12 protein-coding genes are annotated in these 20,691 nt (G+C 73.9%); 8 read left to right on the top strand and 4 right to left on the bottom strand.

The annotated features are described in order from the left end of the window. Window positions 1-9 precede the first annotated feature (9 nt). The 3 genes from ACFYL4_RS18115 (at window position 10) to ACFYL4_RS18105 (ending at window position 4,726) form a co-directional block, all read left to right on the top strand. Window positions 10-2,853, top strand: coding sequence for a penicillin acylase family protein (locus ACFYL4_RS18115; protein ID WP_387519431.1), 2,844 nt, complete (start codon window positions 10-12; stop codon window positions 2,851-2,853). Window positions 2,854-3,019: 166 nt separating this feature from the next. Next, the gene (locus ACFYL4_RS18110) at window positions 3,020-3,526 is read left to right on the top strand and encodes an NfeD family protein (protein WP_357765764.1); all 507 of its coding nucleotides are present in this window, start codon (window positions 3,020-3,022) and stop codon (window positions 3,524-3,526) included. 111 nt (window positions 3,527-3,637) lie between these two features. Then, the gene (locus ACFYL4_RS18105; protein ID WP_357765761.1) at window positions 3,638-4,726 is read left to right on the top strand and encodes an SPFH domain-containing protein; all 1,089 of its coding nucleotides are present in this window, start codon (window positions 3,638-3,640) and stop codon (window positions 4,724-4,726) included. Window positions 4,727-4,825: 99 nt separating this feature from the next. Here the strand turns inward: ACFYL4_RS18105 and ACFYL4_RS18100 are convergent, their stop codons facing one another. Together ACFYL4_RS18100 and ACFYL4_RS18095 are read right to left on the bottom strand one after the other, a co-directional pair. Next, window positions 4,826-5,791, bottom strand: coding sequence for a quinone oxidoreductase (locus ACFYL4_RS18100; RefSeq protein WP_357765758.1), 966 nt, complete (start codon window positions 5,789-5,791; stop codon window positions 4,826-4,828). 69 nt (window positions 5,792-5,860) lie between these two features. Further along, on the bottom strand, window positions 5,861-8,200 hold the full coding sequence (locus ACFYL4_RS18095; protein WP_387519387.1) for a protein kinase: 2,340 nt from the start codon (window positions 8,198-8,200) through the stop codon (window positions 5,861-5,863). A 320-nt stretch (window positions 8,201-8,520) separates the two neighbouring features. Here ACFYL4_RS18095 and ACFYL4_RS18090 point away from each other — a divergent pair, with 320 nt between their 5' ends. Continuing rightward, window positions 8,521-8,808 (top strand): DUF6504 family protein, encoded by a 288-nt coding sequence (locus tag ACFYL4_RS18090; RefSeq protein ID WP_357765753.1) that lies wholly within the window; start codon window positions 8,521-8,523, stop codon window positions 8,806-8,808. Window positions 8,809-8,869: 61 nt separating this feature from the next. On the opposite strand, the gene ACFYL4_RS18085 is transcribed toward ACFYL4_RS18090, so the two are convergent. Together ACFYL4_RS18085 and ACFYL4_RS18080 are read right to left on the bottom strand one after the other, a co-directional pair. Then, window positions 8,870-9,445, bottom strand: coding sequence for a GNAT family N-acetyltransferase (locus tag ACFYL4_RS18085; protein WP_387519385.1), 576 nt, complete (start codon window positions 9,443-9,445; stop codon window positions 8,870-8,872). A 153-nt stretch (window positions 9,446-9,598) separates the two neighbouring features. Continuing rightward, the gene (locus tag ACFYL4_RS18080) at window positions 9,599-10,732 is read right to left on the bottom strand and encodes a peptidoglycan recognition family protein (protein WP_387519383.1); all 1,134 of its coding nucleotides are present in this window, start codon (window positions 10,730-10,732) and stop codon (window positions 9,599-9,601) included. Window positions 10,733-11,346: 614 nt separating this feature from the next. Between ACFYL4_RS18080 and cobT the strand changes: the two genes are divergently transcribed. The 4 genes from cobT to ACFYL4_RS18060 all read left to right on the top strand — a co-directional run bounded on the left by cobT (window position 11,347) and on the right by ACFYL4_RS18060 (window position 20,412). Next, on the top strand, window positions 11,347-13,935 hold the full coding sequence (gene cobT, locus ACFYL4_RS18075) for a nicotinate-nucleotide--dimethylbenzimidazole phosphoribosyltransferase (protein WP_387519381.1): 2,589 nt from the start codon (window positions 11,347-11,349) through the stop codon (window positions 13,933-13,935). 283 nt (window positions 13,936-14,218) lie between these two features. Then, window positions 14,219-15,499, top strand: coding sequence for a uroporphyrinogen-III C-methyltransferase (gene cobA, locus ACFYL4_RS18070; protein ID WP_357765744.1), 1,281 nt, complete (start codon window positions 14,219-14,221; stop codon window positions 15,497-15,499). Between the two features lie 75 nt (window positions 15,500-15,574). Continuing rightward, window positions 15,575-17,467, top strand: a complete 1,893-nt coding sequence (locus ACFYL4_RS18065) for a dynamin family protein (RefSeq protein ID WP_357765741.1) — start codon at window positions 15,575-15,577, stop codon at window positions 17,465-17,467. Beyond that, on the top strand, window positions 17,464-20,412 hold the full coding sequence (locus ACFYL4_RS18060) for a GTPase (RefSeq protein ID WP_387519378.1): 2,949 nt from the start codon (window positions 17,464-17,466) through the stop codon (window positions 20,410-20,412). Before ACFYL4_RS18065 ends, ACFYL4_RS18060 begins: the two co-directional genes overlap by 4 nt. Window positions 20,413-20,691: the final 279 nt, after the last annotated feature.

Genomic DNA, 20,691 nt, shown 5'->3' with positions numbered 1-20,691 from the left:
TCCGCCTCGATGGTCGCCGCCCTGCCCGCCGCCCCCGCGCTCGCCGCGCCCGAGGACTACTGCGCCCCCGGAGCGTGCCTCGACATCCTGCCGCCGGGCCAGAACGGCAGCGCCACCCTGGTGGAAATCCTCGGCCACCAGGTCTTCGGCACCCGGCCCAAGCACTCCTCGAGCCAGCTCGACATGTACGACAACCTCGTGCACCACTACGACGGGCTCACCGACGAGGGCCTGGACGACTTCTTCGTCGACGGCACCTTCGGAGTCGCCGAGGGCGACGTCGACCGCCGGTACCAACCGCGCGACGACGTCACGATCACCCGGGACCGCCAGCACGGCATCCCGCACGTCGAGGGCACCACCCGCGAGGGCACGATGTTCGGTGCCGGCTACGCCGCCGGAGAGGACCGCCTCTTCCTCATGGACGTCCTGCGCCGGGTCGGCCGGGGCGAGCTCACGTCCTTCGCGGGCGGAGCCGAGGGCAACCGCGGCCTCGAACAGGACCTGTGGGGCACCGCGCCCTACACCGAGGAGGACAAGCAGGCCCAGATCGACCGGGTCGCCGCCAGCGGCGAGCGCGGGGCGCAGGCCCTCGCCGACGTCGACTCCTACCTGGAGGGCGTCAACGCCTACATCGACGAGGCCGACAGCGGCCGGTACTTCCCCGGCGAGTACGTCCTCACCGGGCACAAGGACGCCATCACCAACAAGGGGGAGATCGAACCCTTCACCCCCACCGACGTCGTCGGTATCGCCGCGATGGTCGGCGGGATCTTCGGCGGGGGCGGGGGCGGCGAGGTCCAGGCCGCCGTCGTGCTGGCCAACTTCCAGGACCGCTACGGCGCCGAGGAGGGCCTGGAGCTGTGGCACGCCTGGCGCATGGAGAACGACCCCGAGGCCGTGGTCAGCGTGGACGGGGACTTCCCGTACGCCCAGACCCCGGACGACCCGGTCGGCGAGGTCGTTCCCGACGACGGTTCGGTGGAGCCCTACAGCATCGTCCACGACGAGTACGGGTCCGCGGCCGCCGCCACGACCCAGAGCGCGCCCGGCGCCCCGAGTGAGGACGTCCCCGGTTCGGACGCCCCCACCGTCGAGGAGCTCACCGAGGAGCAGCAGGCCGAACTGGAGCAGATGGTCGAGGAGGGCGACCTGTCCGCCGCCGAGGGCATCTTCGACGACGGCGTCCTGCCCGAGGGCTTCCTCGACCCTCGAGGCATGTCCAACGCCCTGCTGGTCTCGGGTGAGCACACCGAGAGCGGCAACCCCGTCGCGGTCATGGGCCCGCAGACCGGCTACTTCTCGCCGCAGCTCCTGATGCTCCAGGAACTCCAGGGACCGGGTATCAGCGCCCGGGGCGCGTCGTTCGCGGGCGTGAGCTTCTACGTCCAGATGGGCCGCGGGGTCGACTACGCCTGGAGCGCCACCTCGGCGGGCCAGGACATCACCGACACGTTCGCGGTCGAACTGTGCGAGACCGACGGCTCCGACCCGTCGACCTCCTCGCGTGCCTACGTCGACTCCTCCGGCGCGTGCGCGGAGTTCGAGGAGCTGAGCGTCAGCAACGACTGGACGCCCACCGTCGCCGACGGAACCCCGGCCGGCGGCTACACGTTGACCTCGCTGCGGTCCGAGTTCGGTCTGGTCAGGTCGTTCGCCACAGTGGACGGCGCGCCGGTGGCCTTCACCGAGCTGAGGTCCACCTACATGCGCGAGGTCGACTCCATCCTCGGATTCCAGAGGTTCAACGACCCCGACGAGGTCACCTCCGCCGAGACGTTCACCCGGGCGGCGGAGGACATCGGCTACGCCTTCAACTGGCACTACGTGGACGACACCGACATCGCGTTCGTCAACTCCGGCTCCAACCCGGTCCGACTGGCGGGCACCAACCCGACCCTGCCCATCGACGCCTACTCCGGTTCCGGCTGGTCCGGCTGGGACCCGGCGACGAACGAGGCCGAGTACCACCCGCAGTCCGACCACCCCCAGCAGATCAACCCGGACTACATCGTCAACTGGAACAACAAGCCCGCGAGCGGGTACACCTCGGGCTGGTCCACCGGGTCGGTGCACCGCAACGACCTGCTGGACTCCCGGGTGGCCGGGCTGATCGGGGACGGGCACCGGTTCACGCCCGCCTCGCTCACGGCCACGATGATGGAGGCCGGGGTGGCCGACCTGCGCGCCGAGCAGGTCCTCCCGCTGCTCCTGGAGGTCATCGACACCGGGACCGTGGACGACCCGGAACTGGCCGGGACGGTGGAGTCGCTGCGGGCCTGGGTCGACTCCGGTTCCCTGCGGCGCGAGCCCCGGCGCGACGCCGGGTACTACGACCACGCGGACGCCATCCGGGTGCTGGACGCCTGGTGGCCCCTGCTGGTCCGGGCGCAGTTCGAGCCAGGCCTGGGCGAGGACCTGTACACGCAACTGACCCGTGCCGCCCAACCCGACGAGTCCCCTTCGGGGGCGATCGGCGGCGGCGCCCCCGGCAGCGTCAACCAGAGCCAGGCCCACCGGGGCTCCGCCTTCCAGTACGGCTGGTGGTCGTACGTGGACAAGGACCTGCGCACGGTCCTGGGTCAGGAGGTGGACGGCACCCTCGGTGACCGGGTCTACTGCGGTGACGGCGACGCCGACTCCTGCCGCACGGTGCTGCTCGACAGCCTGGCGGAGGCCGCCGCGACCCCTGCGGGCGACGTCTACCCCGGCGACGGCCACTGCTCCGCCGGAGACCAGCTCTGCGCGGACACCGTGATCCACCAGGCGGTGGGAGGTATCAACATGTGGCCGATCGCCTGGCAGAACCGGCCCACCTACCAACTGGTCTTCCAGTTCTCCGGCGGGAGGTGACCGGGCGAGGCCCCCGGCGGTGACCGACGCGGCCCGCGACCCCCTGGCGACAGGGAGTGTCGCGGGCCGCCGTCACTCCAACCGTTACGGGGATCTTGTGGTGCGCAGGGTCTGTGTGGGTAGCGTTAGGACTACCCGAAACCACAGGGGGAGGGCGAGCAGGACGATGCCTGTCTGGCTGATCTGGATCATTCTCGCGGCCGGTCTCGGGGTCGCCGAGTTCCTCACCCTGACCTTCGTGCTGGGACTCCTGGCGGCCGCCGCGCTGGTCGCCGGCCTCCTCGGCGCGATCGGTCTCCCGGTGGTCGTGCAGATCATCGGTTTCGCGGCCGCGGCCGCGGCCGGGCTCGTCCTGGTCAAACCGATCATGGACCGCCAGCTCCGGCACGGGCCGGTCGTGCGGTCGGGTACCGCGGCCCTGGTGGGCCGCTCCGGTGTCGTGCTGCGCCGGGTGGACGCAGACGGCGGCAGGGTCAAGCTCCAGGGTGAGGAGTGGTCGGCGCGCTGCCTCGACGAGGACCTCGTGATTCCGGTGGGGGCGCACGTCGACGTCATGGAGATCGACGGGGCGACCGCCGTGGTCTACCCGAGGGAGCGGCTGACCGAACTCCCCGAGCCGTTCGACCCGGACGCGACGGGCCCGCCCGGGCGAAACCGTCCTGACCAGGAGTAGGGCGGCGAGAGCGCCCCCTCGGGACGCCGACCGGGCGCGCCGCGCGGGCTCGGAAGAGAACCGAAGACCGAACCACCACCACAGCCACATTCCCGGACCGAGGTGCGGAACATGGAATCTGCGATACCGCTCATCATCCTCGCCGTCCTGCTGGTCGCCATCGCCCTGTCGGCGATCCGGATCGTCCCGCAGGCACGCGCCTACAACATCGAGCGCTTCGGGCGCTACATCCGCACCCTCGACCCCGGGCTGAACTTCATCATCCCGGGCGTGGACCGGGTCAACACCAAGTTCGACCTGCGTGAGCAGGTCTTCAGTTCGCGTCCGCAACCGGTGATCACCGAGGACAACCTCGTGGTCAACATCGACACCGTCCTCTACTACCAGGTGACCCAGCCCAAGGCCGCTGCCTACGAGGTGGCCAACTACATACAGGCCATAGACCAGCTCACCGTCACCACGCTGCGCAACGTGATCGGCTCCATGGACCTGGAGAAGACGCTCACCTCGCGCGAGGAGATCAACACCCGGTTGCGCGGGGTCCTGGACGAGACCACCGGCAAGTGGGGCATCCGCATCAACCGGGTGGAGATCAAGGCGATCGACCCGCCGCCCACCATCAAGGAGGCGATGGAGAAGCAGATGCGGGCCGACCGCGACAAGCGCGCGGCCATCCTGCACGCCGAGGGTGAACGGCAGTCCCGCATCCTGAAGGCTGAGGGGGCCCGGCAGCAGGCCATCCTGGAGGCCCAGGGCGACCAGCAGGCCGCGATCCTGCGGGCCGACGGTGAGGCGAAGGCGATCGAACGCGTCTTCCAGGCTGTGCACACCAACGACGCCGACGCCAAGGTGCTGGCCTACAAGTACCTGGAGACGCTGCCGAGCCTGGCCAACGGTGACGGCAACACCTTCTGGGTGATCCCGGGCGAGCTGACCGAGGCGGTCAAGAACGTGAGCCACGCGTTCGCCGGGGACGCCGCGCGAACCGCGCCCTCCACGACGAAGGAACCGGTGGGCGAGGGGTCGTCGGAGGGCCCCGCGCAGATCACCGGACCGGACCCGGCCAAGGCCTCCGACGCCGCGCAGGCGGCCGAGGAGGCGGCGCAGGCCGCGGAGCGGGCGGTGGCCGACGCGCGCGACGACGTGCGCAGGGCCGGGGCGAACCTGGGGACGGCACCGGAGTCCCGCGACGCGGGCTGAGCTAACGCGGCGGGCGCGGGTCGGTGCCGTGAGCGGCGGCGGGCCGCGGCCCGCCGCCCGGTGGTTCCTCAGGGCGGGGCCGCGTGCCGCCGGAGCCGGTCAGACGAGCAGCAGCTTGCCGGCGGTGGCCCGCGAGGCGAGGTCGGCCTGGGCGCGGCCCGCCTCGGCCAGCTCGTAGCGGCCGCCGATCCGTACCGCCAGTTCTGCCCGCTCCACCAGGCCGAAGAGGTCGCCCGCCCGGCCCAGCAGCTCCTGGCGGTCGGCCACGAAGTAGGCCAGGGACGGCCGGGTCAGGTACACCGAGCCCGCGCTGTTCAACCGCTGCGGGTCCACGGGTTCGACCGCCCCGCTGGACTGCCCGAACAGGGCGAGGACGCCGCGCGGGCGCAGCGACTCCAGACTGGCGTCGAAGGTGTCGCGGCCGACCCCGTCGTACACCGCGGCCACACCCTCCCCGCCGGTGAGCTCGCGTACGGCCGGGGCCACCGGGGTGCGCGTGTACCGGACGACCTCGTCCGCTCCCGCCTCCCTGGCGATCCGCTCCTTCTCGTCCGTGGAGACGGTGCCGATCACCCGCGCGCCGCGGGCCTTGGCCAGTTGGGTGATGAGCAGACCGGTGCCGCCCGCGGCCGCGTGCACCAGGACGGTCTCGCCCTCGGCCACCGGGTGCACGGAGTGGGTGAGGTAGTGGGCGGTCATGCCCTGGAGCATGAGTGCGGCGGCCTGTTCGGTGCTCACGGCGTCCGGCACCGGCACGACCAGTGCGGCCCGGACCACGGCCTGTTCGGCGTACCCGCCCGGGGCCATGGCCCAGGCGACCCGCTGCCCGACCCGGAGGTCGGTGACGCCCTCGCCCAGGGCGGCGACCGTACCGGCCGCCTCCATGCCCGGGACGTAGGGGAGCGGTACCTGGTAGGCGCCCGAGCGCTGGTAGACGTCGATGAAGTTGACGCCCCGGGCCTCGACGTCCACGAGGACCTCGCCTGGGCCGGGTACGGGGGCCGGGGTCTCGGTCGGCCGCAGGACCTCGGGGCCGCCGTACTCCTCGATGACGATCGCGCGCATGGTTCTCCTCAGGGGGTGCCGTGCCGGACCCCGGACGCACCCCTTGGCGGAGCACGCGTCGGGGCCGACTCAGTCGTCGACGTTGATCCTGTGGAGAGCGTAGCCCTTGTACAGCGCGGCGATCGGTTCGGTGCCGGGGCCGGGCCGCATGACCACGCCGACCCTACGCCGTTCGTCGTGGTCGAGGGTGTCGTCGTCGGGGAGCGGCTGCTGGTCGGTGGTGGACAGCACCAGCTCGTCGTTGACCCACAGGCGCAGGTCCATGCGCGGGTCCTCGCCCTCCTCGGCCACGTACTCGCAGGCGAACTTGAGGTTGTTGGAGACCAGGTCGTCGACGCGCGCGCCGTAGGGCAGGCCCTCCACCTCCGACTCCTCGTCGAGGAGGTCGAAGGGCCGGAACCCCGTGACCTCGGTCGTCTCGGCGATGGCGGTGTCTCCGGCCTCCTCCGTCACCCGGCGGATCTGCGCCTGGGCGCCGTCGAAGCGCAGCAGGGCCTCGTACATGGTGCGCTCGTCCTCGCCGGACTGGTCCCAGCAGCGCACCCCGAAGTTGGTCTCGGCGGGGCCCTCCAGGGGGACCAGGTCGGTGCTGACGAGGACGCGGTCCGGGGTCTCCCCGTCGTAGGGGGCCACCGTGCCGCGTGACGGGCTGAGGGTGGGGTCGAGCTGGAAGACCACCGCCTGCTGCTCGGCCCAGTAGCCGTCCGAGTAGTCGGGGTCCGCCGGGTCGAAGGTGCGGGTGTCGGACCAGCCGGGGTCGGTGGCGAAGTCGGTGACGTAGATGCTGGTGAGGTTCTCCGGCGGGTCGTCGGAGCCGGAGAACAGGACGGTGGCGCCCACCCCCGCGGCGAGGACGACGGCCAGGGCCGCTCCCGTAACGAGCACCGGCGTGCGGCGGCGTCGCGGCCCGCCTCCGCTGGGCGGCGGGGGCGTTCCGGGACCGTGGGGGCCATGGGGGCCGGTGGGACCACCGGGTCCGTTGTGGCCGACGTGGGAGGGAACGCCGTGCGCGGGGGAGTTCACGGAACCCTGGTGTGTCCGGGCGTGACCGTATTCTCCGGCCGCCATGGGCGTGTACCCGGCGGGCTGGTGCGACGGGGGCTGCTGGGGGCCCGTGGGCGGCCGTTGCGAGGCGCCCGCTCCGGCGTGCCCGCCCGGGTGGGGCGGGACGTGGGCGTATCCGCCCTGTTGGGGGCCGGACTGCTGCTGAAGGGGGCGCGGGTGGTGGGCGGTGTGCTCTCCCGGGACGGCCGCCTGCTGGAACGGCGTCTGCTGGGGGTGCGCTCGCAGGGTCGGCGGGACCTGCTGGGTCGGCGCCGCCGGTTCCCGGTCGACCGGCCCCGGCGAGACCGGCGAGACCGGCGCGGACGGGTCGCCCTGCGGGGGAGGGGAGTCCGGTGAGGCGTCCGTCGAGGAGGGCGGAGCCTGACCGTCCGGCGGGGCGGCGGCGCCCGCGTCCGGGACGGCGTCCCGGACGTCGGGCGCCGTGGGCTCGGGGGGCAGGCCCGGTACGGGGGTGCTGCTCGGCGGCGCCCACGAGGTGGTGATCGTGCGCCGCACCTCGGCCTCCTCCGGGTCCTCCTGGCCGGTCAGCCTGGCCAGGAGCTGCTGCGAGGTGGGGCGGTTCTCGGGTTGTTTGTCCAACGCGGCCGTGACCAGGTCGAGCAGGCTCGGATCGAGGCCGTCGAGCCGGGGCGGCGCCGTGGAGATGTTGTGCAGGACCGCCGGGACCGTACCCGCGTCGAAGGGGGCGCGGCCGATGCCCGCGAAGGCCACCAGGCAGCCCCAGGCGAACACGTCGGCGGCGGCCGTGGCCTGCTCGCCCAGGATCAGCTCCGGGGCCATGTAGGAGGGTGTGCCCATCAGCTGGCTGGAGCGGGTGACCGCGCCGCTGGCGTCGTCCAGGGCGCGGGCGATCCCGAAGTCGATGACCTTCGGTCCGACCGGGGAGAGCAGCACGTTGGCGGGCTTGAGGTCGCGGTGCACGATCCCCGAACCGTGGATCGCGGTGAGCGCCGCCGCCACGCCCATCGCGAGCCCGTCTAGGGTCCCGCCGCGCATCGGGGCGCCGTGGCGGACCGCCTCGTCCAGGTTGGGGCCGGGTACGTACTCCGAGACGATGAAGAGCGGCTCGCCCTCCAGACGGGCGTCGATGACCCCCGCGGTGGAGAAGCGGGCGACCCGGCGGGCCGAGGCGACCTCGCGGGCGAAACGCAGCCGGAAGGACTCGTCGTCGGCGAGGTCGGGGTGGATCAGTTTGACGGCCACGGTGCGGTCGGCGGCGTCCTTGGCGAGGTACACGGTGCCCATGCCGCCGCGCCCCAGACGCCCGATGATGCGGTATCCGTCGAGCTCGCGCGGGTCACCGACGCGCAGGGGTCTGCCGCTCTCGTGTCCGTTGGACGTCACAGTTGGGGGTCCCTTGTATGGATCGTGTGATTCGCGCCTAACAGCGTACCGACACCGACACGCTGGCGCCTTCCGGTTCCTCCGGTCGTTCCGGTCGCGGAACCCCGTCGCCGGTCACGGAACGGAGCCGGGTCTGGCGGGCGGGTCGCGCGTCCGGGGGCGCTACGGGAAGTGACGCCCGGAACGCGGAAACAGTTCCAAGGAACCCCCGATTTCGCTAGTATTCGAATGCTTGTTCGAAAGCCTGGCCGTACTTCCCCGCGGGCGGGCTCTGCCGGCGGCGTGCCCGCGCGCGGTCGGAGGAGAGGCAGGGTCGGTCGATGCTGGGGAGGACGGTCGTGGGGCGGTACTTCGGGGCGAGGGTCACGGTGGTCGAGGACGGGGACCGGCCCACCCGGTTCACCTGGGACGGCCGCGTGTACGGGATACGCAGGATCATCGACCACTGGGTGACCCTGCGACGGGACTGGACCCCCGGCGCCGGTTCGCAGGTGCCCGAACGCCGACACTGGCGGGTCGAGGCGGGGTCGGCCTACGCGCAGGGCGTGTACGAACTCCGGCACGACTCCGCCACCGGCGAGTGGACGCTGAGCCGGGTCTGGGGGTGAGCCCGGCGGCCGGGCCAGTCGCTCCGGCGCGGACCCGGGCGGACCCAGACGGCCCGTGAGGTCAGCGCAGGTCGTCGGGGACCAGTCCGAACGACGCGAGGTCGGTCCGCCCCTCGTGCAGCGGCATCGCGTTGCGGTCGGTGCCCTCGCGGACGAACCCGGCCGCCTCGGCCACCCGGCACGAGCCGGTGTTGTCGACGGCGGCCTTGAGCTCCACCCGCTGGAACCCCTGGCCCAGCGCCCAGCGGGAGACGGCCACGACCGCCTCCGTCGCCAGTCCGCGCCCCCGCCCCCAGGGGGAGATCCAGTAGCCGATCTCGGTCACCCCGGACGTCCACTGCGTGCGCAGCAGCGCCACCGACCCGCTGAACCGGCCGCTCGCCCGGTCCACCACGGCCCAGTGCTGGCCGTCGCCGCCGGTACGGATGGCCGGGGCCTCGCGCAGGCAGAAGTGCTCGGCCGTCGCGCGGGTGTAGGGGAGCCCGGGCCCGGGCTGCGGAATCCACCGCTGGAGCTCGGGGTCCACGCACGAGGCGTACAGGTCGTCGACGTCCCGTTCGAGCAGGGCCCGCAGGCGCAGGCGCTCGGTCTCCAGGATGACGGCGGGCATCATCGGAGCGCTCCGGAGCGTGGTCATGCGCGGGTGTCCCCTCGTCTTTGCGCAAACGCCCGGCGGCCCCGGGCTCCGCTCAAGATACGCGTCTCCACGGGCGTGCGGTACGGGGTTCCGCCGGTCCGCCGCACCCGGGGGCGCCGTGGCGGGGGCCGCGACCCCCGCCACCGCGGGGGTTCACCGCAGGCCGTCGACGACCCGCTGACGGATCGCCGTGTCGAACGCCTCGGAGAAGGCGTTGCCAGGGCACTCGGTCTGGAGCCAGTCCCGGTGTCGCGCCAGGGCCTCCTGCCCGGTCTCGGCGCCGGTGTCCGGGTGGACGTAGACGATGCGCTCGGCCGGGTCGACGCCGGTCACCGCCGCCAGGACGCGCAGGACGTCCACGAGCGCGTCCTGGGCGGCCCGGGTCGGCAGCTCATCGGTGAAGTCACCGAGCAGGCACACGCCGATGTTGCCGTGGTTGAACCCGAAGGCGTGCCCGGCGGTCACCGACTCCGCCTCGCCCGCGACGGGCTCGGCGCGGAAGACGGGGACGCCGCCGCCGGAGTGGCGCCCCTCGTAGACCACGCCCTCGGGGTCGATCAGCAGGTGGTAGCCGACGTCGCCCCACGCCTGCTGGGCTGCGTGCAGGTGGTAGACGGCGCGCATGTCCGCCGCGTGGTCGTCGGTGGTCGCCATGGCGGTGTGGTGCACGGTCAGCGCCTGCACCGGGTGGAACTGGGCGGGCCAGAGGTCGTTGCCGTCCTCGTCGAAGCGCAACGACTCGTCGGCGCCCCACCCGGCGCGGGTGAGGAGCCGTACCTCGGAGGTGCCGCTGAGGGTGGTGACCCCCTCCTCTGCGGCGGAGAGGGCCACCCGCTCCCGGCCGCCGAGCCTCAGCTCCTCGCCGTCGTGGAGGTTCAGCGCGGTCAGGTCGGCGCCGTCGGCACCGCGCACCTCGTACCCGGTGGCGCCCTGCGGGGCCCGGGCCATGGCGGACGCCGAGGGTTCCAGGTGCTCGGGGCCGGCGGTGTGGAAGTGCAGGTCCTGCCAGTCGCCCAGGGCTCCGTCGGCGGTCTCGAAGCGTAGGGCGGCGCCCTCGGCGGAGGACCCGGGGTCGAGGGAGACGGAGACGACGTCGAAGCGGCGCTCGGGGCGGACGAGGACTCCCGCGGCGGTGGCGCGTTCGCTGAGGACGCGGGGCGCGGTCAGGGCGGCGGCGGGCTCCGCCGTGGTCCGGGCGGTGGCCGTGGCGGAGGCCAGGAGCGCGGGGGTGAACGCGGCCAGGCCGGTCACGGTGGTGGCTCCGGTGAGGAAGGTACGCCGTCGCATGGAAGGTCCGTTCCGTTCGGGTGGGACACCGGGGGCAGGGGTGCGCGAGTACCGGGAAAGCCTGCCACAGGCGGCGGGGGCGCGGCCCGTGTCCGTCCGGTGGGGCTCGGCCGGGAGGGCCGGGCGGTGCCGGAGTCCCGTCCTGGCCGCAACGGAGGTGTGGTGGGGGCCGAAAGTCCGTCGTCGGTCCGATACCTGGGTCGGAGAACCAGAAATTTCACGGAGGGTGTTCGCGTGGTCGCACGTTGCTCCGGTGTTGGGGGAGGTGTGGGGGTGGGAAGACCATTCGCGCTGGTCAGTACCGATGCGCTGGGGCGGCTCCGATGATCGCTGACCGACCGTTCGCGGCGCCCGGAAGGCCGTGAACCGGCGGGGGCCGGGTGCCCGGAGGCCCCGTCCTACCCAGCCGTCACTCCCGTACACAGCCCGCGCCGACGCGGACTCTGGCACAGTTGATGGTGACTTGAGGACCCCGGCGGACGGCCGGGGACACGCCGCGCCGGGTCGGGGGGACCCGTGCGAGCGGCTTGACCGCCGCGGACTACGCTGGTCCGAATCCATGACGGACCAGGTGGAACCGGGCAGCTCACTGACCTCTTCTACGGGGAGCGACCATGACCAACGACGACCGCGAGGACTCCCGTCGCGGTGACCAGGAGGGTGCGTGGCAGCGGGGTACCGGGCCGGTCGCCGGCCTGGGCGGCCTCCTGGACGGACTGCCCGAGAGCGGCCGCGGCGCCCAGGTGCGTGACCCCGGGCCCACGGCGCCGTACAACCCCTTCCGGAGCACCCTCCCGGGCCCGGACGCGCCGCGGACCCCGACCGGTGCCCGCCCCGCCACAGAGCCCGCGCCCCCGGCTCCGGCCCCCACGGCCTTCACCACGCGCCCCCAGCAGTCCGGGAGACCCGCTCCCCCGGAGCCCCGGACCCGACATGAGGCGCGAAGCGAACCCTCGCCGCCCCGGCCCTCGGGGCCCGCGGAGACGCGGGAACCGGCGGCCGACGCCGATCGGGACCCCCGGTTCAACGTCATCCCCTTCCGGTCGGGCAGTCGCCACTCGGGCCCCGCCCACCAGGGCCCGGTCACCCCGGCCGCATCCGCGCGCACCGCAGGCGGCTCCGCCGCACCGGCCCCGCCCGACCCCGAGGCGCCCGCGACGCCGGAGCCCGCTCCCGGCGAGACCGAACCCACCACGAACCCCGGCCGCGCGGACGAGAACCACGCGGCCACCGAACCGAAGCAGAGCGACACCGTGCACGCACACGAAGCAGCGGCGCCCCTGGAGGTACCGCCGCACACGGGTCCGCACCAGCGGACCGAACCGGAGGAACCCCGGGGGATGTCGGCCCCGGCCCTGGTCCCCGCCATCCAGGCCGCCCGAGCGGCCCTGGACGCCCAGGCCCAGGGCGCATCCCACCTGGACCCCGCCTCCGGGGACACGGCGTCCCCGGCGTCCCCGGGCGGTGACGCCCGCGACGACGCCCGCCACGCCTTCGACGACGGCGAACGCGACGCCGTCTACCGCGCCATCCGCGAACGCAGGGACGTCGGCGCGGGCTTCCTCTCCGCACCGGTCCCCGCCGACGTCCTCACCCGCGTCCTGGAGGCGGCCCACCAGGCGCCGAGCGTGGGGCACACGCAGCCCTGGGACTTCCTGGTCATCGACGACCCGGACATCCGCGCGCGGGTGCGCGACCTGGCACTGGCCCAGCGCGACGCCCAGGGCGTCACCCGCCCCGGAACCCGCGACCGGGCCTTCTCCGGGCTCAAGGTCGAGGCGGTACTGGAGAGCCCGATCAACGTCGCGGTCACCGTCGACCCCAGCCGCGGCCCGCACAGCCCCGGCCGCCACTCCAAGCCCGCCTCCTACTCGGCGGCGCTCGCGGTGGAGAACCTGTGGCTGGCCGCCGGCGCGGAGGGGCTCGGCGTCGGCTGGGTCGCCTTCACCGACGAGCGCGACGTGGCCCGCGTCCTCGAACTCCCCTCCCATCTCGAACTCGTCGCCTACCTCTGCGTCGGCTACGTCGAGGACCACCCCGGCGAGCCCGAGCCCGCTCCCGTGGGCTGGGCCGGCGGGCGCCCCCTGACCTGGGCCGTGCACCGCGACCGCTACGGCCGCCGGGGCCTGCCCGGCCAGGAGCCGACCACTCTGCTGGAGGAGACCATCACCGCCGTCGGAGCGCTCAACGCCCGTGCCGTGGAGGAGGCCCGGGACCGGCAGGACCGGATGACCAAGCCGAGGGGTTCCCTCGGCATCCTGGAGGACGTGTCGGTCCAGCTCGCCGGTCTGGCGGGGGAGTGCCCCCCACCGGTGCCCGAACCCGCCGCCGTGGCGGTGTTCGCCGGAGACCACGGCGTCTACGCGCAGGGGGTGACCTCCTGGCCGCAGGAGGTCACGACGCAGATGGTGCGCAACTTCCTCGACGGCGGGGCCGTGGTCAACGCCTTCGCCCAGCAGGTGGGCGCTGAGGTGACCGTGGTCGACGTGGGAGTGGCCGGAGACCTCCCGAGCGGGACCGGCGTGCTGCCGCGCAAGGTGGCGCGCGGGACCGCCGACTTCACCCGGGGTCCGGCGATGACCCGCGACCAGGCGCTCCAGGCCCTGGAGGGCGGGATCGAGATCGCCCGGGACCTCGTGTCCGCGGGCAACCGCTGCCTGGTCACCGGGGACATGGGGATCGGGAACACGACCCCGGCCGCCGCCCTGGTCTGCGCCTACACCGGAGCCGACCCGGCCGCCGCGACCGGTCGGGGCACCGGTGTGGACGACGCCACCTACGAACGCAAGGTGGAGGCGGTCCGCCGGGCCCTCAAGGCCAACCCGGTGGACGAGAACGACCCGATCGGGACCCTGGCCGCCCTCGGCGGCCTGGAGCACGCCGCGCTCGCCGGGTTCGTCCTCGGCGGCGCGGCGCTGCGGGTGCCGGTGCTGTTGGACGGAGTGATCGCGGGTTCGGCCGCGCTCGCCGCCGCCGCCATCTCCCCCGACTCCCTGAGCGCCTGCTTCGCCGGGCACCGGTCCGCCGAGCCGGGGCACACCATCGCGCTGGAGCACCTGGGCCTGACCCCGCTGGTCGACCTGGACATGCGCCTGGGTGAGGGCTCCGGCGCCCTTTTGGCGCTGCCGTTGCTCCAGGGCGCGGTACGGGCTCTGCGCGACGTCGCCACCTTCGACAGCGCGGGGGTCACCGCCGACCGGTGAACCGCCGACCGGGGGAGGGCCTCCGGTCGACCCGCGGACGGAAGAGGTCCCGCCCCCGGTCCGGGTGGCGGGGCCCTCCCGTGTCGGGGCCGTCCCTCCGCGAGGGCGATGCGGCACGCGTCACCCCGAGCGGAACCCACCCCTTTACCTCCGTGTGATGCGGCGTTGACAAGCTACGACGAAGCCAACACCGAACATCGCTGGCGGCGCGCCGGGCCCGCCCGCGCGCGCACCCCGCCGAGGGAGTCGGGGGCCGGTGCGGACGACCGAAGGGGTGCGATCCGTGACCTATCTCCTGGGCCTGCGCATGAGGGGCCGCGACGTCCTCGTCGTCGGGGGCGGGAGGGTGGCCCAGCGACGGGTGCCCGTCCTGCTGGAAGCGGGGGCCCGCGTCACCCTCGTCTCGCCCGAGGCGTCCGCCGCGCTGGAGGACCTCGCCGACGCGGGGCGCCTCACCTGGCTCCGACGCCCGTGGGAGCCGGGCGACGTCACCGGACCGGACGCCCCCGCCTACTGGCTGGTGCACGCCGCCACCAACGCACCGCGGACCAACGCGGCGGTCGCCGAGGAGGCCGAGGCGGCTCGAATCTGGTGCGTGCGCGCCGACGACCGCCACACGTCCTCGGCCTGGACCCCGGCCAGCGGCTCCGCGAACGGCGTCACCGTGGGCGTCGTCGCCTCGGGGGACCCCCGTCGCTCCGCCGGGCTGCGCGACGCCGTCGTCGACGGGCTCGCGGACGGCACCCTGGACGCCCGGCGCGGACGCGAACGCCTGCGCGGCGTCGCCCTCGTCGGTGGTGGCCCCGGCGACCCCGGCCTCATCACGGTGCGCGGACAGCAGCTCCTCTCCCAGGCCGACGTCGTGGTGGTGGACCGGCTGGCTCCCACCCCGCTGCTGGACCGCCTCCCCGCCGACGTCGAGATCGTGGACGCGTCGAAGATCCCCTACGGCCGCTCCATGACACAGGACGACATCAATTCCGTCCTCGTCGAGCGCGCCCGGGCGGGCAGGTTCGTGGTCCGGCTCAAGGGCGGCGACCCCTTCCTCTTCGGGCGGGGCGGCGAGGAGGCCGCGGCCTGCGCCGCCGCCGGGGTTCCCGTGATCGCCGTCCCCGGGGTGACCAGCGCCCTGGCCGCTCCCGCCAGCGCCGGCATCCCCGCCACCCACCGGGGGGTGGCACAGGACGTGCACGTGGTGTCGGCGCACGTGGCACCGGACGACGAACGCTCCACGGTGGACTGGGCCGGGCTGGCCCGGGCGGGCGGGACCGTGGTCGTCCTCATGGGCGTCCAGCGCATCGAGGCCGTCGCCGCCGCGCTCGTCGGGCACGGGCGCTCGCCGGACACGCCGGTGGCGGTGGTCCAGGAGGCCACTCTGCCGGGTCAGCGAACGGTGACGGGTACGCTGGCGGACATCGCCGCCTCGGTCCGATCGGCTCAAGTGCGGCCCCCCGCCGTGGTGATCATCGGAGAAGTGGTCAAAACTGCGCGGGATCTTGACATACTGCACACCGGTGCCCAGTTCGAGACCGATCGACTGGCAACCGGGCGCGATCTCCAGTGAGACCCCCGGTGGCGACGCGCGAGAGCCGCGCCGACGGGGAGAATCCCAGCTACCGATGAGGAGGGCATACCGATCATGACCCGGCCGTCGGCCGCACCGAACGCCCCGGGCGACGGTGCCTCGGACCGGTTCGGAACCGGACCGGACCCAACCTCCGCCCCGCCCGCCGCACCGGGCCCCGCCTCCGTGCCGCGAGCGGAGGGCCCCGACGGCGAACGCCGGGGACCGACCGTGCCCGTGCCCGTGCGGCCCGCCAAGCACCGCGCCCCCACCCACGAGGACGACCGCTTCGAACAGGTCCTGGAGACCCTGCGCACGCAGATCCGTGACCTGGAGTTCGCCGACGGCCTCGCCGGAGCCGAGGAGGGGCGCGTGCTCCAGGCCGACGTCCTGGCCCAGCTCTCCGACTACGTCCTGCCCCGAGTGCGCCGCCCCGACATCCCCCTGCTCATCGCCGTCGCCGGTTCGACCGGTGCGGGCAAGTCGACCCTGGTCAACAGTCTCGTCGGCGAGCAGGTCACCACCACCGGAGTGCGCAGGCCCACCACCAACAGCCCGGTGCTGGCCTGCAACCCCGCCGACGTGGACTGGTTCAGCGAGGCGTCGTTCATCCCGACCCTGCCCCGGGTGCGCCAGCAGGGCCTGGCCATGCCCGGCAAGGACGGCATGCTGGTGCTTGCCGCCACCGAGGCCATGCCCCCGGGCGTGGCCCTGCTCGACACCCCCGACGTCGACTCCGCCGTCGCCGCCCACCACGAGTTCGCCGCCAAGTTCCTGGACGCCGCCGACCTGTGGGTGTTCGTCACCACGTCCGGTCGGTACGCGGACGCGCGCGTGTGGGAGTTCCTCCAGGTGGCCCGGGACCGCGACACCTCGCTGGCGGTCGTGCTCTCCCGTGTGCCCCGCAAGGGGCGCCGCCAGCTCCTGGACCACTTCGGCGCGATGCTGGAGGCCAACGGACTGGGCGCCGCCGCGCGCTTCGCGATCCCCGAGACCGACCAGATCGAGGGGGAACGCTTCACCTCCAACGTCGCCGACCACATCCGCGAGTACCTGGCGGACGTGGCCGGTGAGGCCGAGCAGCGCGACCGGGTGTCGCGGCGCACCTTCATCGGGGTCATCGACAGCTTCCGTACCCGCGTGCCCGAGCTGGCCCGCCAGGTGGAGGCGCAGATCGAGACCGGCCGGTCGTTGGGCTCCGCCGTCGACGACGCCTACGCGGGCGCGGCCGACCGGATCGACACGGCTCTGGGCGACGGGTCCCTGCTGCGCGGTTCGCTCCTGGCCCGGTGGCAGGAGGTCGCGGCCAGCGGAGAGCTCGCCAAGAGCCTGCGCCTGCGCGGAAAGAAGGCGCGCAAGGGCCGCCTCGAGCAGTCCGAGCGCGGTCAGCGGGTCGGCGCCCTGGAACGTGCCGTCCGCGACTCCCTGGAAGCCCTCGTGGTCTCCGTCAACGACCGGGCCTGGGAGCGCATCGAGGAGCAGTGGCGCGAGGTCCCCGGCGGCGGAGCCCTGGCGGACCGCGCCCTGGACCAGCCGGGTCGGGGCCTGCTCGCCAAGCAGGTCCGACACGAGATCACGGAGTGGCAGCGCGGTATCGCGGAGATGACCGCCGCCAACGGCGCCACCAAGCGGTCGGTGGCCCGTTTCGTCACCTTCGACCACGACATCGTCGCCCTCGTCCTGATCGTCGACCTGCTCGGCTACGAACGATCCCACTCCGGTGGCGGCGCCCACGTGGCCGACGCCTCCGGGCCGTCCCCGCAGCGCCTGCTCAAGGGGCTGTTCGGCGCCCAGTCGTTGCGCAGCATCGGCGGGTCGGCCCGGGAGGACCTGCGCCAGCGGGTCCTCGGGCTGCTCTCCCACGAGCGCGCGCCCTTCGACCACGCCCTGTCCAAGGCGGGCGTTCCGTCCGAGGACAGCGCCGTCCAGCTCTATCAGGCCACGTACAACCTTGAGATCGCACGATGACAACTCAGTGGGACCCCGCACACTCGGGGGACACCGGCACGGACCAGAACCGAGCCGAGGGTGAGGAGCGTGTGAGCGCGCCCGCCACACAGGGCACGGACGAGCACGGGTCCGCACCCCGGGGTTCCGCCGTCGGCGGGCCCTGGAACGACGGCTCCGCTCCGGCGCGAGAGCGGTCGGCGCGCGACGAGGAGCCCGCCCGCCAGCAGGGCGGACCCTGGCGCGGATACACGATGCCGGTACCCGAGCACCCCGAGCACGCGCAGGAGCGCGCGCGGGCGGCCGAGGAGACCTCCGCCTACGACCCGCCCGCCTACGACGGAATCACCGGATACCCGGACCCGTCCGGAGCGGGCGCGGCGCCCGGTGCCGCCCAGACGGCGGGGTCGTCCGGCGGCGGGGAGGAGTCCACGGCGACCCGCCAGCGCAGGTTCGGCCGCCATTCGCGCACGGGCGCCCCGGCGGCCCCGGCCGAGGGGGAGGCGGGGACGGAGGTCTCCGAGCCCCGACGCCGCCAGGACGGTGCCGACCACGACGACCCCGACGGCCTGGCCGGCTGGGTGGGGAGCCTGACCGAGGCCGCGGACGACACCCGTATCGCCGGACGGCACACCGGTGCCTTCCCGGTGGTCACCGCGGAGACCGAGCGCTCCGAGGACCGGGGTGCGCGCACCCGTGGCGGTCGCGGGCGTGCGCGCGGTGACCGTGAGCACGGCGCGCACGGACGTGACGAGGGCGCGGAGCGGGACGAGCGCGGGGCCCGAGGCGCCCGCGACCGGGGCTCCGACGACGGCGCGCACGGACGCGACGACGCCCGGTCGGACGACGTGCCCGAACGTGAGGACTCCGCGCCGCCCGGTGAGGACGAGACGGCGTCACGTCGCACGTCGCTCCCGGTTCCGGGCGCGGCGGGAACCGCGACCGCCACATGGGTCCCCGGACCGCAGGACGCGGAACCGGGCGAGGACGCCGAGTGGTCCGCGTCGGAGAGCGGGCCCCGGACCGTGCCCGCCGATGACGTGGACCCCGGGTTCGACCTGCTCGGTGACGAGGGTGCCGCCCGCGCCGCCGGTGCCGTCGTCGGTTCGGAGGCGGCCCCGGAGCCCCTCGCGGAGGTCTCCACGGACCCGGACGAGCAGGAGGGGACGGGCGGGCAGGCGGTGGCCGACGACGACCCCGAGCCCCTGCCGCGCCGGGTTCCCGGCCCCTCGGCGGTCTCGGGCGCCTTCCGGGCGATCGGCGCCGACACCCTCGCGCCCGCGACGTCGGGCGCCGCCCCCGAGGAGGACGAGGAGTACCGGCCGACCAGCAGCGACCACTGGCAGCCCGCCAGTACCACCAGCCGCGCCGAACTCATCGAACGGCTGGACGCCCTGAGCACCCTCACCGAGCTCGGCCGGGACGACCTTCCCGAGACGGTTCTCGGCCAGGCCGGGCAGCTGCTCGACCACGCCGGGGCGCGCCTGCGCCTGTCCGGTGAACACACCGTCGTGGCGCTGGCCGGAGGCACCGGAAGCGGCAAGTCCTCGCTGTTCAACGCCCTGTGCGGGCTCGAACTCTCCCAGACCGGCGTCACCCGCCCCACCACCTCCAAGGCACACGCCTGTGTGTGGGGCCACGAGGGGGCCGACGCGCTCTTGAGCTGGCTGGGCGTGCCCACCCGCTACCGCCACTCGCGGACCGGGGTCCTGGACACCAGCAACTCCGAACTCACCGGGCTGGTCCTGCTCGACCTGCCCGACCACGACTCGGTCCGCAGCATGCACACGGCCGAGGCCGACCGCCTCATCGGCTCGGTCGATCTGCTGGTGTGGGTGCTCGACCCGCAGAAGTACGCGGACGCGGCCGTCCACCACCGCTACCTCGCCAAGATGGCCGGGCACGGCGCGGTCACCGTCGCGGTCCTCAACCAGGTCGACCGGGTCGCCCCGGACGAGCTGGAGGAGCTGCTCACCGACCTGCGCAACCTCCTGGAGACGGAGTCCGGGGTCCACCCGAGGGTGATCACGACCTCCACCGTCACCGGGCAGGGCATCCGCGACGTGCGCGAGTACCTGGGCGAGGCGGTCGCCGAGCGCCGGGCACTGGTCGACCGTCTGGTCGCGGACCTGGACCAGGTCATCGTGCCCTTCGAGGAGTTCTACGGTGAGGGCGAGGTGTCCGCGACGGTCTCCGCCGAGGTGCGGGCCCAGGTCCAGGAGGGCCTGAGCGGGGCCGCGGGGGTCGCGGCCGTCGCCGACGTCGTGGAGACCAACGACGTCCGGCGCGGCAAGCGCCGGGTCGGCTGGCCGGTGGCCCGGCGCGCGGCCCGGCTGCGCAAGGACCCGCTCGCCGTGGTGCAGCTGGACTTCCTGCGCCGGGACGAACCGGGTGTGGGCGGCCCGGTCGACGCGCAGGAGGCCGAACTGGAGACCGCCCTGGGCGAGGCGGCCGACCGGGTGTCCGAGGGGATGCCCGGCCCGTGGCGGCGCCGGATGCGCGCCGCGGCCCGGAGCGGTGTGTCCGAACTGCCCGCCGAGCTCGGTGAGGCGGTCGCCGGGGCCGTGGGCGACCCCGACCGCAGTCCGTCGTGGTGGCGCATGGCCAGGGCGGCGCAGTACGCGCTGCTCGCGCTGGCCGGAGCGGGAGCCGCCTGGGCGGTGGTGGCCCTGTCGAGCTGGCTCGGTGGCGGGATCACGGGGTTGCGGGTGTTCGACGACCCCGTCTTCATCCTCTACGCGGGCAGTGTGGTGGTCGCGGGGCTCCTGGTGGGTTGGCTCACCGGTGTGGGCTGCGGCAACCTCGTGGAGGTCGCCGCCGTCCAGCGCCGCGAGGAGGTGGAGCGCGCGGCCCAGACACGGGTGCGGGAGATCGCCGGGACGCGGGTCGTGGCACCGATGGAGGAGGAGCTGGCCCGCTACCGGGCCTTCCGGGCCGCCTACGAGGTGGCGCGGGTACAGGAGTGAGTTCGGCCCGCCCGGGTGGCCGGGCGGACGACGTGTGCGGGATCAGGGGCTGAGGCCCGGCACCCGCGCGTAACGGGGGCGGACGGTATGGACCGGCCGCCCCCTTCGTGTGTCCCGGAGGGACCTAGATCCAGTGAACGACCTTCTTGGACATGCGGTGCTCCTTCGGTTGGTATCGGGTGCCGGGTGCGGCCGAATCCTCGGGCGGCCGGCGTGGCGGGCGGCGACAGACGGGCCGATCGGCTTCTGGTCGCAGCCGGAGGCCTCCGCTGGCGGCAC

The sequence above is a fragment of the Nocardiopsis sp. NPDC006938 genome (genome assembly GCF_042869555.1).
GTDB lineage: Bacteria > Actinomycetota > Actinomycetes > Streptosporangiales > Streptosporangiaceae > Nocardiopsis.
Note: the sequence above shows the minus strand (reverse complement) of the source record. Positions and strands in the feature narration are given on the sequence as shown.

Bases quoted from the DNA above. Each gene is read 5' to 3' on its own strand.
- ACFYL4_RS18060 (WP_387519378.1), top strand. From the start codon at position 17,464: ATGACAACTCAGTGGGACCCCGCACACTCGGGGGACACCGGCACGGAC.
- ACFYL4_RS18080 (WP_387519383.1), bottom strand. From the start codon at position 10,732: ATGCGACGGCGTACCTTCCTCACCGGAGCCACCACCGTGACCGGCCTG.
- ACFYL4_RS18110 (WP_357765764.1), top strand. From the start codon at position 3,020: ATGCCTGTCTGGCTGATCTGGATCATTCTCGCGGCCGGTCTCGGGGTC.
- ACFYL4_RS18065 (WP_357765741.1), top strand. From the start codon at position 15,575: ATGACCCGGCCGTCGGCCGCACCGAACGCCCCGGGCGACGGTGCCTCG.
- ACFYL4_RS18085 (WP_387519385.1), bottom strand. From the start codon at position 9,445: ATGACCACGCTCCGGAGCGCTCCGATGATGCCCGCCGTCATCCTGGAG.
- ACFYL4_RS18090 (WP_357765753.1), top strand. From the start codon at position 8,521: ATGCTGGGGAGGACGGTCGTGGGGCGGTACTTCGGGGCGAGGGTCACG.
- ACFYL4_RS18115 (WP_387519431.1), top strand. From the start codon at position 10: ATGGTCGCCGCCCTGCCCGCCGCCCCCGCGCTCGCCGCGCCCGAGGAC.
- ACFYL4_RS18100 (WP_357765758.1), bottom strand. From the start codon at position 5,791: ATGCGCGCGATCGTCATCGAGGAGTACGGCGGCCCCGAGGTCCTGCGG.
- cobT (WP_387519381.1), top strand. From the start codon at position 11,347: ATGACCAACGACGACCGCGAGGACTCCCGTCGCGGTGACCAGGAGGGT.
- ACFYL4_RS18105 (WP_357765761.1), top strand. From the start codon at position 3,638: ATGGAATCTGCGATACCGCTCATCATCCTCGCCGTCCTGCTGGTCGCC.